Consider the following 14,228-nt stretch of genomic DNA (forward strand, 5'->3'; position numbering starts at 1 on the left):
TCAATAGATTTCCGGCACGATCATCTCGGGCGGAACGGGGTGACGCATGTAGTCGTCGCTGCGTGCGCGCTCGGGCAGCACCACCTGCGAGCGCTCGACGTCGTGATACGGCACCTGAGCGAGCAGGTGGTGAATGCAGTTCAGCCGGGCGCGCTTCTTGTCGTCGGCCTGCACGACCCACCAGGGGGCTTCGGGAATATGGGTGCGTTCGAGCATCACTTCCTTGGCCACCGTGTATTTCTCCCAGCGCGTACGGCTCTCGAGATCCATCGGGCTGAGCTTCCATTGCTTGAGCGGGTCCTGAATCCGCGCCATGAAGCGCGCTTCCTGCTCTTCATCGGAAATCGAGAACCAGTACTTGACGATCTGGACGCCGCTGCGCACGAGCATCTTCTCGAACTCGGGCACCGAGCGAAAGAACTCCTCGTATTCGTTCTGGGTGCAGAATCCCATCACGTGCTCCACGCCCGCGCGGTTGTACCAGCTGCGGTCGAACAGCACGATCTCGCCCGCTGCGGGCAGATGCTGCACATAGCGCTGGAAGTACCACTGCGTGCGCTCCCGGTCGTTGGGGGCGGGCAGGGCGGCCACGCGGCATACCCGCGGATTCAGGCGCTGGGTGATGCGTTTGATCGCGCCGCCCTTGCCGGCCGCGTCGCGGCCTTCGAAGATCACGACCAGACGGTGTCGGCTGCGGATCACCCAGTCCTGGAGCTTGACGAGCTCGCCCTGCAGTCGGAACAGTTCGCGGAAATAGTGCAGACGATCGTCTCGCGCGGCATCGGTCAGGTCGTTCAGGCCGGGCAGGCGAAGATCGTCGATCTCCATCTCGATCTCTTCGTCGTAGCTGTCGATCAGGTCGTCCTGCAGACGGCGCACGAGCCTGTCGTCGGGCGTATGGGCGGCGTCGGAATCGAATTTGGTCATGGCGGCGATCTCTTGCGGGCCGGAAAGACGAAGGACACCCGTAACGTCCGGGTGGTGGCGGGCGGACGGCCTGCGCCGTGGCGCCGGGCGGATGGCCGCGTTTGGCGCGCCCGTGAGGCAGCACCGAGTATGCGACGATTTTATGACAATCGCATGGCGCTGACGAACGTGACGCCCTCGGCGACCTCGGCCATCGCCTGAAGCACGGGGGCGCCAGTGTGTCGACGGGCAGGGGTGTCGGCAAAAACGCTGTCATGAAAGCGAAATATGACATTGCCATGATGGTCCCTCCCACCGCCATGCGGTGCGGCGACCGTCCTTCCCCTCGCTCGTTCAGACACCGCGCGCATGTTCGCTGACCTGGTTCACAACGCTTACGGCTGCGATCAGGCCGGCCTGATCTATGGCTACCGCTTCGTCGATGGCGCGTCGCCCGAGCCGATCGATTCGGACGATGCGCTGGCGTGGCTGGCACAGGGCGAGCGCGCGCAAGGGTTTCTATGGCTGCATTTCAACTTCGCGCATGTGGCGTGCGAGAAGTGGCTGCAACAGCGCCTGACGCTCCCCGGCGAGTTCTACGACAGCCTGAGCGAGGGGTCGCGCTCCACGCGCATTGAACATTCCGAGGACTGGCTGCTGGCCGTCATCAACGATGTGATTTTCGCGTTCGATATCGCGCAGTCCGAAATTTCGACGCTACGTGTGGCGGCCAACGCACGACTGCTGGTGACCGGACGTGTGAAGCCATTGCGCTCGATCGACAAGCTGCGCGCGTCGGTCAAACGCGGCGATGCCTTCCGTTCGCCGCTTGCGCTGCTGGTGCACCTGTTGCGCGACCAGGCCGACGTGCTCGAGCGCATCGTGCGCGAGACGAGCCGCCGGGTCGATACGGTCGAAGACCGCCTGTTGCAGCAGCGCATCGAGAGCAATCGCGCCGATCTGGGCTCGCTGCGCCGGGTGCTCGTTCGGCTGCAACGTCTGCTGGCGCCGGAGCCTGCCGCGCTGTTTCGCCTGCTCAGCCGCCCGCCAGCCTGGGGGCATGCGGAAGACGTGCAGGAGTTTCGCCAGGCGACGGAGGAGTTCGCGGTGGTGCTCAACGATCTCTGCGCATTGCTCGAGCGCATCAAGCTGCTACAGGAAGAGATTGCGGCAATGGTGAGCGAGCGCACGGACCGCACCATCTACACGCTCACGGTCGTGACCATGCTGGCGCTCCCCATCAACATCGTGGCGGGCTTCTTCGGCATGAACGTGGGCGGCATTCCGCTCTCGGATCATCCACACGGCTTCTGGGTGCTCGTGGCGATTGTCGCTACCGGCACCGCAGCCGCAGGCTGGTGGGCGTTTCGCCGCCGTCCCGAGTGATATCGGTGGCGCAATTGCCACGCCCAGACCGGTCGCAGCCGCGGTGTCGCAAGCGCCGTGGCGATCGCCGCGCATGCCGGCGTCGCGGGTGGGCGGTCCTTTAAACGACCGTTCAAAACCCGGGTTTGAAATCCCCACCGCCCATTGGGTGCGGGTTTCGGCGCGTTTCGAACGCGGGCTTGAGGGGGGGCGGCGAAACCGTACCGCCTGTCTTCATCCCGTTATTCAAAATACCATTTGCACGACGAATTAAAGGGTCTGCGAAAGCGCTTGCCTTCCTCGTATAATTCTTCGAATCAAGGATTGACCAGAGAGAGTCCATTCAACCGCTTTCAGGCGAGGAGACCGACAATGAAGTGTCCCCCTGTATCGCCGATGGAAACCGAGAGACTCGCGGCGCTGGCTGAATACGGTCTGGGAAGTGACCGTCCGCTGCCGAGTCTCGATGCCGTTGTCCAGATCGCCGCGCGCATGTTCGACGTGCCGGTGGCCGCGGTCAACATGGTTGGCGATGATCACGTGTTCTTTGCCGCGGCCACGGGGTTTGGTTGCGAGAATGTCGACATGAGTCGCGACGCCTCGTTCTGCGCACACGCGATTCTCCAGGACGGCGTGATGGTCGTGCCGGACACGCACGCCGACGAGCGTTTCCACGACAATCCGCTCGTCACCGGCGCCACGAGCGTTCGGTTTTACGCCGGCGTGCCGCTGCTGTCGGTCGGCGGTCATGCGCTCGGGGCGATCTGCATCCTGGACACGCAACCGAACCCGCACTTCTCCGGCGTGGATCGCGAGCGCCTGCGCGAACTGGCGAAGATGGCGTCCGATCGTCTCGAACTGCGCCGCGTCGAATTGTTCATCGAGCGCGACCGGCACACGTTCGCCGAGCCCGAGCGTTGTTCGCCGACGGCCATGATCCGCTTCAGTGCCACCGGTGAAATCCTCGACTGGAACCAGGCCGCTGCCTCGCTCTATGGCTACGACGTGGCCGAGGGCCGCGGGCGCGCTGTCCTGTCGCTTGTCTCCGATCAAGGGCGAGGGCCGCTGTACGACCACTTCGAACAGGCTGTGCTCGCGGGCACGGTCGACGGCATGACCATGCCGGAAAATCTGTTCGGATTGCGTAAGGACGGTACCGAGTTCCCAATGAGCGTCTCGCTGTTTTGCTGGCGAGAGAACGGCGTGCCGACGTTCAATGCCCACGTGCACGACCTGGGCGTGGCGCGGCGCAAGGCGGACGCGGACCGGCGTCTGGCAAGCACCGATGCGCTTACGGGTGTGGCGAATCGCGCGCGCTTCTATCGCGACACGGAGGCGGCATCGGTGTGCCGCAACGGCGCCGCCGTGGTGATCCTCGATCTCGACGGCTTCAAGGACGTCAACGACACGCTCGGCCACGCGGTGGGCGACGCTATCCTGCGCGAAGTCGCGCGGCGCCTGTGTCGCAGCGTTCGGCCGATCGATACGGTCGCGCGCGTGGGCGCCGATGAGTTCGGGCTGTTGTTGCCCGGGGTCAGTACGGCCGTCGAAGCGCGGCGTCTTGCGGACGTGGCGGCTGCCGCGGTGGCCGAGCCGATGGTCGTCGACGGTTTCGACGTGCGGGTCACGGCATGCTGCGGCATCGCGGTCAAGCCCTTGCATGCCATGGAGGCGTTGCGCCTGATCAGCAATGCCGACCTGGCACTCTCGGGCGCCAAACGGCACGGCCCGGGCCAGGTCTTCGTCTATGTCGACGCGCTGCGCGCGGAGGCCGTCGAGCGCCGCGTCTACAACATCGAACTGCACCGCGCGGTCAGCGACGGCGAGTTCGTGTTGTTCTACCAGCCGCAGGTGGATTTGCGCGATGGCTCGCTCACCGGCGCCGAAGCGTTGATTCGCTGGCGACACCCGCAGCGCGGCCTGCTCTCGCCTGCGGCGTTCCTGCCGGCGCTCGAACGCGGGCCGCTCGCGGCCACCGTCGGCGCGTGGGTGATCGACGAGGCATGCTCGCAGGCCGCGTTCTGGCGCCGCCAGGGCGCGCCGCAGTTCCGAATGGGGGTGAACCTGTTCGGCTTGCAGTTTCGCGTGGGGAACATCGTCAACGATGTGATGGCGGCGCTGGACCGGCATGGATTGCCGCCCCACGCACTCGAGCTGGAAGTCACCGAGGGCATCGTGCTCGAAGACGATGGGGTGCTTCACGCGTTACAGCGCCTTCGCGGGCACGGCGTGGGGATTGCCTTCGACGACTTCGGAACGGGGTATGCCTCGATCAGCCAGCTCAGACGCTATCCGCTCAGCCGAATCAAGATCGACCGGTCGTTCGTGCAGGCCATGATGGACGCCGAGCGCGATGCGTCGGTCGTTCGCGCCCTCGTGGACATGACGCGCAGCTTCGACCTGCGCACGATCGCCGAAGGCGTGGAAACCGTGGCGCAACGCGACACGTTGCGCCGGCTCGGATGCGACGAGGGGCAGGGGTACCTGTTCGGCATGCCCATGCCCGCGCGTGAGTTCGGCGAGACGTTCGGCGTCGGACAGGGGCCCGAGCGCCGGTGGAGCTTCGCATGAGCGCGCGGCGCGGCGCCAGGGTGCTCACGCGGCCGATTTCGCCCCCTGGATCATCTTCCAGCCGTTGCCGGCCGGGTCCCGGAAGCCGGCGTCGACGCTGCCGTATCGGTCGACTGGCGCCTGCGTGAATTCCACGCCGCTCGCCTTCATCCGGTTGTAGCTCTCGCGGCAGTCGTCCACGTACATCACGAGCGGCGGCATCGCACCCTTGGCCACCATCGCGTCGAGTGCGCGCGCCGTCGCGTCGTCGTGAATGGGGGGGCCGGGCCGGAACAGCCCGAGCTGGAACGACGGCTGATCCGGGTGTTGCACCGTCAGCCACCGATAGGGGCCATTGCGCACGTCCGTATGAACGCGAAAGCCGAGTTTGTCGACGTAAAACGCGAGGGCCGTATCCTGATCGTCGACGTAAAGTCCCACCACACCGATGCCTGAGTTCATGAGCGCTCCTTGGTTGATGTGTCGACTTTACCGTCGCGCATGCGACGGCGCTTCTCCAAAACTGCGATGTTGAGATCGGGGCGTTGCGCCGCTTTCAGCACGCAGGCCGGCACGCGATCGAGTTCGTTTCCCGCCTGCCGCGCCGCCACGCGAGCGCTGCCGGGCGTGTGCCCGGTAATGGCGCGGAAGATGCGGCCGAACGTGCCCACGCTTTCCCAGCCGGTGGCCAGCGCAATGTCGGTGATGCTCAGGTCGGTGTCGCGCAGCAGGGTGTTCGCCTGCTCGATGCGGCGCGTGAGCAGGTAGCGATGCGGAGGCAGGCCGAAGGCCTGCTTGAACGAGCGCGCGAAATGCGCCTCGGACGTGCCGCTCACCGCGGCAAGGCGCCGAACCGGCCAGGCTTCGTGCGAGGCGGCGTCCATGCGGTCCTTCGCGCGCAGGAGGCGGCGCAGCAGGGTCGGGGCTTGCGCCGGCGCGGCGTCTGCGGGCGCCGTGCCGGTGCGGGGGCGTGCGCGTGAGACCATGAGATTCGCGATTCGCGTGGGGGGACGCCTAGTTTATGCCCAACGCCCGGTCCACGGCCGCGAGCACCCTTTCGGGCGTGATCGCCCGCGTGCATTCGAATGCGCGGGGGGTGTCCTTGTGGCGCGGACACCAGTGAAAGTCGTCGTGGTCGTAGCGCAGCGCGGGATCGTGCCAGCACCCGGTGCAGACCTGCGGCGCGATGACACGGTACGGCGTGTCGAACTCGTTGTGCGGTAGCGTGAAGCCGGACACGAGCACCGTTGGCGTGCGCATGGTCCATGCGAGCCATGACAGTCCGCTCGACAGTCCGACAAAGGCGCGCGCGTGGGCGAGCCATCGCGCCCGTTCGGTCAGCGGCAGATCGCCCGTGGCGTCGATGGCGCCCTCGGGCACCGTCTGCCAGAAATCGCCCTTGCCGTGCCGCGGCTTCTGATCGATGCACACCACCTCGAACCCGCGTGCGCGCAAGCCTGCCACGACCGTTTCCCAACCCTGCGGGTGGTTCCAGTACTTGCACTGCGCCGTGCTCTGCACGGCGATGCACACATAGGGTGCCGCCATCGGGCACGACGTGTCCGGCAAGGCGGTTCGCGCATGCGCCTCGCCGTCGTCCACGCCGAGAATGTGCGCGGCCGTGCGATGCAGGCCCGTTTCCCGAAAGTCGCGCGGTTGCTGGAGGCGCGCCTTGTCGTCGAAGAACAGGCCGACGTTGTAGGTCGCGTAGTACTTGCGTCGCTCGACCTGGTCCTGCGCCACGAAGTCGACGTCGGGATACGCATCGCGGAACAGCGCGGCAACCCCCGGCGTGACCACGCAGGCGAGGCGGCATCCGTGGACATCGGCAAAACGCAGGGCATACGGCAGCCAGCCGAGCACGTCGCCCAGGGCGGCAAGCGGGAACTGGACAAGCACGTCCTGATGCCGGGCGTCGTAACGATGCTCGAAGACCACGACGTCGTTCAGCCAGATCGTGATGCCATACGGCACGTAGTACTTCGCGGGGCTGCGCACCACGCCGGAAGACAGCGGGACGTCGGCGAGCGTGGCGTCGTTGCGCAGATCGCTGATACGCACCCGCCACGGTAGCGGCTGGCCGAAGTCGGGAATCACCACCCGTGCGCCGTCGTTGAAGTCGTACCGTAGGCCGGCGGGACCGACTTGCGTCGGCAGCAGCGCCGGCGGCAGGAAAATCTGTCGGGGCGACTGCGCGAATGGCCCGACTGGGGCGATCGGGGCGCCGGACGTGCCGGGCAGGGGCGAGACATCCGCCGCCGACGACGGCGAAGCATCGAGGGAGGGGGGGCGGCAGGCGGGGGTGGGAGACGCGATGTCGTTCATGGACAACACCTTACGCCAGTCGCTTGCTCGCCGATTTGGCGGCAAACGAGCGAAAAAGGGCGCATTTCGCGAAATTGGCCGGCGTTGCCTTCAAAAGACCCTTCCGCGACTTTGTGCTCCTTCCCTGGCCACGGGCCTGCCCGTGCGCGTACCGTCGCTCAGGGCGCCCCGGTCATCGACTGGTACTGAGCGCGCAGGGCCTGGGTGAACAGTCGATGCGTCTCGCGTGGATTCTCGCGACGGGTGAACATCGCCACTGGCGGCAGCGTCCAGGTGAGCGACCACGGCACGATGGCCACACCGGCAATGCGCACGAGCTCTTCCGCGATGTCGGCCGGCAGCAGTGACACTGCGCGCTCGCTGCTGGCCAGGAGCTCGCCGGTCAGGCGCGACGAGAAGCTCTCGACGATGGGCACCGGCGGTACCACGCCCGCATGCAGGAAAAGATCGGAGAGCTGGTCGCGCATGGGCGTATGGGGGGCGCCCATGACCCAGTCGAGCTCGGCGAGCTGCGCCCATACCGGTGCGCTGCGTCCGAGCCGTGCAGCCAGGCGGCGGCTGGCGACCACGCGCGGCATCTGGTGATGCAGCACCTCGAACTGCACCTGAGAGAGATCGACGCTGGCGGCGGCGCGCCCGATCACCACGTCGAGCGTGTGGTCGCGCAGTTGCGCCATCAGCGCCTCACTGGTGCCCTCGTGGAGGGTGACCGTCAGCCGTTGGGGGATCTGCGCGAGTGTTTGCTGGATGGCCGCCGCGAGCGTCTTGCCGGAGATATAGGGAATCACGCCGACCTGGAGCCTGGCCGCGTGACCGGCCATCACGGCTTCGATGTCGCGGGTCAGATGGTCCAGGTCATGCACCATCGCCTGCGCGCGGGCCAGAACCACGTCGCCCAGCGGCGTGGGCGTCATGCCGCGCGGGGTGCGGTCGAAGAGCGGGCCGCCGAGCATGCTCTCGAGCTCGGCCAGTGCGCTGGTGACCGCGGGCTGGCTCGTCGCCATGTGTTCGGCCACCCGCGTGAGCGACCCGTGCTGCTGAATCTGCAGCAACAGCACGAGATGTCGCATCTTGAGCCGAGTGGTCAAGCGCCGGACCACTTCCCCGGTATCGAATGGCACCGCCACCATCTGTCCTGAATCCCCTGGAACCCCCGATATGCCGGGCTTATAAGAAAACGTGATGCCCCCATAGTAATTCAGAATCGCCCCCGGCTGGCGGCTGCCTAGAATGGCCTCACCTCTGATGCGACATCGCCGGAGCCGTCGACAGAACGGTTGTGCAGCGCAAACCAGAGTCGAGACATTCACCGAGGACGACATTGCCATGAGCACCAACAACGACCACCAGGCCGCCCTGGAATATCACCAGTTCCCGACCCCGGGCAAGATTTCCGTCACGGCGAGCAAACCGCTCGTCACGCAGCGCGATCTGGCGCTCGCCTACACCCCGGGCGTGGCTATCCCCTGCCAGGAAATCGCGGCGGACCCGGCGGCGTCGTTCAAGTACACCGGGCGTGGCAATCTGGTCGGTGTGATCACCAACGGCTCGGCCGTGCTCGGTCTGGGCAATATCGGTGCGCTGGCCTCCAAGCCCGTGATGGAAGGCAAGGCCGTGCTCTTCAAGAAGTTCGCGGGCATCGACGTCTTCGACATTGAAGTCACGGAAAGCGACCCGGACAAGCTCGTCGAGATCATCGCAAGCCTCGAAGCCACGTTCGGCGGCATCAACCTCGAAGACATCAAGGCCCCCGAGTGTTTCACCGTCGAGCGCAAGCTGCGCGAACGGATGAAGATTCCGGTCTTCCACGACGACCAGCACGGCACCGCGATCACCGTGTGCGCCGCGTTCATCAATGGCCTGAAGGTCGTGGGCAAGGACATCCGCGAGGTGAAGGTCGTCACGTCCGGCGCCGGCGCCGCCGCGCTTGCCTGTATCGACCTGATGCTCGACCTCGGCCTGCCCATCGAGAACGTCTGGGCGACGGACATCGATGGCGTCGTGTACGAAGGCCGCACCGTCGGCATGGACCCGGACAAGGCCCGCTTCGCCCAAAAGACCGACAAGCGCACGCTTGCCGAAGTGATCGAGGGTGCCGACGTCTTTCTCGGCTTGTCCGCCGGCGGCGTGCTCAAGCCGGAAATGCTCGCCACGATGGCCGCGCGCCCGCTGATTCTTGCGCTCGCCAACCCGACCCCGGAAATCTTCCCGGAAGTCGCGCGCGCCGCCCGCGAGGACGTGGTGCTCGCCACGGGCCGTTCGGATTTCCCGAACCAGGTCAACAACGTGCTGTGCTTCCCCTACATCTTCCGTGGCGCGCTCGACGTAGGCGCCACGACCATCACGCGCAACATGGAAATCGCGGCGGTGCATGCGATTGCCGGGCTGGCGCAGGAAGAGCCGAACGATTCCGTCGCGACCGCGTATGGCGCATACGATCTCTCGTTCGGGCCGGAATACCTGATTCCGAAGCCGTTCGATTCGCGACTGATCGTGCGCATCGCGCCGGCCGTGGCGCGCGCGGCCATGGAAGATGGCGTGGCGACGCGTCCGATCACCGATTTCGACGCGTACGCCGACCAGCTCCAGCAGTTCGTCTACCACTCGGGTGCGTTCATGAAGCCGATTTTCTCGGCCGCGAAGCAACTGGTGCGCGACGGCGGCAAGGCTCGCATCGTGTTCGCCGAGGGCGAAGAAGAGCGCGTGCTGCGCGCGGTCCAGGTCATCGTCGACGAGAAGCTGGCGCGTCCGATTCTCGTGGGCCGCCCCGAAGTGCTGCTCGCCCGCATCGAGAAGTTCGGCCTGCGCCTGCGTCTGGGCGAGGACGTCGAAGTCACGAACCCGTACTACGACGAGCGCTTCCACCAATACTGGACGAGCTATTGGGAGCTGCGCTGCCGAGACGGCATCACCAAGGAAATGGCGCGTGTGGAAATGCGCCGCCGTCTCACGCTGATCGGCGCGATGATGGTGCGCCTGGGCGACGCCGACGGCATGATCTGTGGCACGGTGGGCGCGTATCACGATCACCTGCGCTTCGTCGATGAAGTGATTGGCAAGCAGGCTGGCGCGAACACCTACGCCGCGATGAATATCCTGCTGCTCGACAAACGCACCGTGGCGCTGGTCGACACGCACGTCAACGACGATCCGACGGCCGAACAGATTGCCGAATTCACGCTGGCGGCGGCGCGGCAGATGTCGTGGCTGAACCTCAACCCGAAGGTGGCGCTGCTCTCGCGTTCGAACTTCGGGTCGGGTAGTGCGGCGTCGGGCACCAAGATGCGTCGCGTGCTGGAGATGGTCACGGCACAGGCGCCGGAGCTCGAGATCGACGGCGAAATGCACGGCGATTGCGCCCTGGACGAAGGCCTGCGCAGCCGCATCCTGCCGCAATCGCGTCTGAAGGGTGCCGCCAACCTGCTGGTGTGCCCGAACGTCGACTCCGGCAACATCGCCTACAACCTGCTCAAGACGGGCGCCGGCAGCAACGTGGCCGTGGGACCGTTCCTGTTGGGCGTGGGTGCGCCGGTCAACGTGTTGACGTCGAGCTCGACCGTGCGACGCATCATCAACATGACCGCGCTTACGGTCATTCAGGCCAATCGCGACTGACGCGACCGGCGCGACTGACGTGCGCACGGTGCTGGCACCCGGCACGCGCGCGCCGTTTCGTCATCCCCCGAACGCAAAACGCCGACGCTCACGAGCGTCGGCGTTCCGGTTACCGCAAGGTTGCGCCGCCATGGGAGGCGACGTCGACGTCACTGAAGTGGCGCAAGCCACCGCCGAGAGACGGGTCAACCGTGGTAACGGTCGTGGTCCTGTTGGTGATCGTCGTGGCGATCCCGTCCCCAGCCGCGGCGTCCACGGTCATCGCGGCCCCGGTCGTCGTGCCCCCAGCCGCCGCGATCAAGCTGCCAGCCACGCGGCCCCTGATGCCAGGCTGGGGCGCGATAGGCATAGCCCGGACGCGCACGTTCCCAGTGCCCGCCGCGCCATTCGTGACGGTGGCCGTCCCAGTCCCAGAAGCCCGGTGCCCACACATAACCGGCGCGAGGCGGCGGCACCGGCTCGTAACGCGGCGGCGGCGGCGCACCGATGCTGATCGACACGCCCACCTGAGCGTGGGCCGGTGCGACGGCAATGCCGCCGAGCGTGGCGGCCACGAGTGCGATGGTCAACGTTAGTTTTTTCATTTTCGCCCCCTTTGAAAGCGATGTCTTGGTACGCCTTCATCGTACGAGCGAAGGGCGAGGAGGCGAAGCAAATAGTCGTAAGAAAGTGTTGGAATTGTTTCTTTCCCTTTCCTGAAACGTCGAATTGGCGCGGCTTTCCGGCGTTCGTCCCCCCAGTCGATATTCGGCCTGTCGCTGGGGGCGAAGGGCGCCGCGACACGGCGAACGGCACGCTCCGCCGGTGCCGCACGCGCCATCGCCATGGTTCGACATGAGGGGACGGATCGGGATCCGCCGGGAATCCATCGGCGTGCCGGAACGCTTGCCGTGGCGCTCATGGACTCGCTGCGCTCGCGCTTCAGGTCGCCGGGTGCTGATGCCGAAATTCCTGCGTGCGTCCACCGTAGCCGTAGGCCGCGCCGCGCGCATCGATGACATGGATGTAGGAACACGGATGCACGTTGCCAAGCAGTCCGGACAGCGTCTCGAACACCTGCGCGATGAACTGGGCCTTTTCGGCCTTCGTGTTCGTCTCGTCCGTCACGCTGATGTCGAGGTGGAACGCATTCCTGCCCTGTTCCGCGAGCGGCGTGCCGGCGATGAACCAGCGCTCGTGAGGAATGAACTCGACGGTCATTGCAATGACGTCCGGTGCCTTGTGCAAGGTGTCGACCGTCAGTTGCGAGACTTCGCGCACGGCGCGGCGGGCGAGCGTGTCGTTGGGCGTGCCCGAGAGTTGCAGGACGATGTGCGGCATGGTGTGACTCCTGGATCGGAAGGACTGTGGAAACAACGCCTTCAGTCTAGGGGCCGGTTTGACATCGGAAAAGCGGGAATATACGATTTCATCCATCGGTTTCTTGAATGGATGAAATCATGATCCCCGGATTCGATTTCGATCAGCTGCGCACCTTCGTCGCGGTAGCCGAGGCGGGCAGCCTTTCCGCCGCGGCGCCGCGCGTGTTCCTGTCGCAGTCGTCGGTGAGCGAGCAGATGCGCAAGCTCGAAGAGCGCATCGGGGTGACCTTGTTCACGCGCGGCAAGCAAGGTGTTGCCACCACGCCCGCCGGCGAGCGCCTGCTCGCCCATGCGCGTCAGTTGCTTGCCCAGTCGGAGCACGCCTGGCATGACGTGCGCGGCTATTCGCTGGCGGGAGAGTTGCGACTGGCGATCACCGATTACTTCCGCCCCGGCGATGTGGCGCGCATGCTGCGGCATCTTGGGGTGGCGTACCCGGCGCTGCGCATTCACGTAACGATTCTCAAAAGCGGCGAGATCGAATCCGGCTACGAGACCGGCGACTTCGATATCGGGCTGTCGATGCGCATCCTCGGCAAATCGCTCGGGCGCGACACCGTGGCCGGCACCCGCGCGCTGGGGCGCGAGTCGCTTGAATGGGTAGCCGCCGCCGACCTGGCGCTGTCAGCGGGCGAGCCGTTGCCATTGCTGGTGTTGCCCGACACGTGCGCGTTGCATCGGTTCACTACGCAATGGCTCGACGGGCATCGCGTCCCATACACGATCGCGCATGTGGCGTCGGGGGTGGCGGGGTTGAAGCTGGCGTTGAGCGCGGGACTCGGGGTGGCCTGCCTGAATGCCTCGGCGGCGGGACCCGGGCTCGCACGCATCGAGACGTTGATGCCCGGGCGCCGCCTACCGGCGCTGCCCGACGCCGAGTTTCACCTGCTGCCCGCGCGTCGCGGCGAGCCGACGTGGGTCACGCAGGCGCGCGAAGCGTTGGCCGGGCAACTCACAGCACATTGAGCGGGATCTTCAGGTAACGCGTGCCATTGGCCTCGGGCGCGGGCATGTCCCCGGCGCGAATGTTGACCTGTACCGCCGGCAGGATCAGTGTGGGCATCTCGAGCGTGCGGTCGCGCGCCTCGCGCATGGCGACGAAGGCGTCTTCATCGATGCCGTCGTGCACATGAATGTTCGCGCGGCGCTGCTCCGCCACCGTCGTCTGCCAGTTGGGCGCGCGCGTGGCGGGCGGGTAGTCGTGGCACATGAACAGACGTGTCGCTTCCGGCAGCGACAGCAAACGGCGAATCGAGCGAAACAACGTGTGGGCATTGCCGCCGGGGAAATCGCAGCGCGCGGTGCCCACGTCGGGCATGAAGAGCGTGTCGCCCACGAAGACGGCGTCGCCCACGCGGTAGGCCATGTCGGCGGGCGTATGGCCCGGCACGAACATCGCCTCGGCCTGCAGCGCGCCGATCGCGAACGTCTCGCCGTCTTCGAAAAGGTGGTCGAATTGCGAGCCGTCCGGCGGCACGTCCGCGCCCAGATGGAACAGCTTCTTGAACACGTGTTGCACGTCGCGGATGTGCGCGCCAATGGCAATGCGTCCGCCCACATGCTCCTTGAGCCAGCGCGCCGACGACAAATGATCGGCGTGCGCATGCGTCTCGAGAATCCAGTCGACGGTGAGTTGCTTGTCCGCCACGAAAGCGAGCACCCGCTCGGCCGACGCCGTATGCGTGCGGCCCGCCTTCGGATCGTAGTCGAGCACGGGGTCGATGATCGCCGCCCGGCCGCCCGGGGCATCGAACACGACGTAAGTCACCGTGGCGGTGACGTTGTCGAAGAAGGCTTCGATGTGTGCTGAGGTGGCTGACATGACCGGCTCCTGCAATAATTTATGAATTGATATATTATAAACCAGTAAAGTGTACGCGATGCCGGTGACAAATGGAGAACGGCTTGCGAGGGGTGCGACATGGCGTCGCGCCCGACTTTCCCATTTGCTTCGATCCTGCCATGCCCCGAACCAGCACGCTATCCCTCCTGTCGGCCCTGTCCGCCGAATCGACGCCGTCCGTCGCTCCGACGGGGACGGGGGGAGGTGCGGCCGACACGGACGACACCGACGATAAGGACGCAAAGGGCGCTAAGGGCGCCAAG

At 65.9% G+C, this 14,228-nt stretch carries 12 protein-coding genes; 4 read left to right on the forward strand and 8 right to left on the reverse strand.

Annotated elements, in window-relative coordinates; all coding sequences use genetic code 11:
* Nucleotides 1-927, reverse strand: a complete 927-nt coding sequence (ppk2, locus tag LV28_RS29645; protein ID WP_023594610.1) for a polyphosphate kinase 2 — start codon at nt 925-927, stop codon at nt 1-3.
* Between the two features lie 348 nt (nt 928-1,275).
* On the opposite strand from ppk2, the gene LV28_RS29650 reads away from it, so the two are divergent.
* Together LV28_RS29650 and LV28_RS29655 are read left to right on the forward strand one after the other, a co-directional pair.
* Entirely contained in the window at nt 1,276-2,292 is a 1,017-nt protein-coding gene (locus LV28_RS29650) for a transporter (RefSeq protein WP_038618515.1), read from the forward strand.
* 351 nt (nt 2,293-2,643) lie between these two features.
* Nucleotides 2,644-4,842, forward strand: coding sequence for a putative bifunctional diguanylate cyclase/phosphodiesterase (locus tag LV28_RS29655; protein ID WP_038618513.1), 2,199 nt, complete (start codon nt 2,644-2,646; stop codon nt 4,840-4,842).
* A gap of 24 nt (nt 4,843-4,866) precedes the next feature.
* Here LV28_RS29655 and LV28_RS29660 read toward each other — a convergent pair whose 3' ends face one another.
* The 4 genes from LV28_RS29660 to LV28_RS29675 all read right to left on the reverse strand — a co-directional run bounded on the left by LV28_RS29660 (nt 4,867) and on the right by LV28_RS29675 (nt 8,267).
* The gene (locus LV28_RS29660) at nt 4,867-5,283 is read right to left on the reverse strand and encodes a VOC family protein (protein ID WP_023594613.1); all 417 of its coding nucleotides are present in this window, start codon (nt 5,281-5,283) and stop codon (nt 4,867-4,869) included.
* Nucleotides 5,280-5,807 (reverse strand): helix-turn-helix domain-containing protein, encoded by a 528-nt coding sequence (locus LV28_RS29665; protein WP_025250389.1) that lies wholly within the window; start codon nt 5,805-5,807, stop codon nt 5,280-5,282. The genes LV28_RS29660 and LV28_RS29665 overlap by 4 nt, the downstream gene beginning before the upstream one ends.
* Before the next feature lie 28 nt (nt 5,808-5,835).
* Nucleotides 5,836-7,146: an autotransporter strand-loop-strand O-heptosyltransferase gene (locus LV28_RS29670; RefSeq protein WP_025250390.1), complete on the reverse strand. Its 1,311-nt coding sequence runs from the start codon at nt 7,144-7,146 to the stop codon at nt 5,836-5,838.
* A 158-nt stretch (nt 7,147-7,304) separates the two neighbouring features.
* On the reverse strand, nt 7,305-8,267 hold the full coding sequence (locus LV28_RS29675) for a LysR family transcriptional regulator (RefSeq protein WP_025250391.1): 963 nt from the start codon (nt 8,265-8,267) through the stop codon (nt 7,305-7,307).
* A 205-nt stretch (nt 8,268-8,472) separates the two neighbouring features.
* On the opposite strand from LV28_RS29675, the gene LV28_RS29680 reads away from it, so the two are divergent.
* Nucleotides 8,473-10,761 (forward strand): NADP-dependent malic enzyme, encoded by a 2,289-nt coding sequence (locus LV28_RS29680; protein ID WP_023594615.1) that lies wholly within the window; start codon nt 8,473-8,475, stop codon nt 10,759-10,761.
* Nucleotides 10,762-10,946: 185 nt separating this feature from the next.
* Here the strand turns inward: LV28_RS29680 and LV28_RS29685 are convergent, their stop codons facing one another.
* On the reverse strand, nt 10,947-11,345 hold the full coding sequence (locus LV28_RS29685; RefSeq protein WP_023594616.1) for a YXWGXW repeat-containing protein: 399 nt from the start codon (nt 11,343-11,345) through the stop codon (nt 10,947-10,949).
* 337 nt (nt 11,346-11,682) lie between these two features.
* Entirely contained in the window at nt 11,683-12,081 is a 399-nt protein-coding gene (locus tag LV28_RS29690; RefSeq protein ID WP_023594617.1) for a tautomerase family protein, read from the reverse strand.
* 122 nt (nt 12,082-12,203) lie between these two features.
* Between LV28_RS29690 and LV28_RS29695 the strand changes: the two genes are divergently transcribed.
* Nucleotides 12,204-13,088, forward strand: coding sequence for a LysR family transcriptional regulator (locus tag LV28_RS29695; RefSeq protein ID WP_023872095.1), 885 nt, complete (start codon nt 12,204-12,206; stop codon nt 13,086-13,088).
* On the opposite strand, the gene LV28_RS29700 is transcribed toward LV28_RS29695, so the two are convergent.
* A complete protein-coding gene (locus LV28_RS29700; protein ID WP_023594619.1) occupies nt 13,075-13,944 on the reverse strand; it encodes an MBL fold metallo-hydrolase in 870 nt (289 codons plus the stop codon). The two genes, LV28_RS29695 and LV28_RS29700, sit on opposite strands and share 14 nt — an antisense overlap.
* Between the last annotated feature and the right edge of the window lie 284 nt (nt 13,945-14,228).

This window comes from Pandoraea pnomenusa (assembly GCF_000767615.3).
GTDB classification, from domain to species: Bacteria; Pseudomonadota; Gammaproteobacteria; order Burkholderiales; family Burkholderiaceae; genus Pandoraea; species Pandoraea pnomenusa.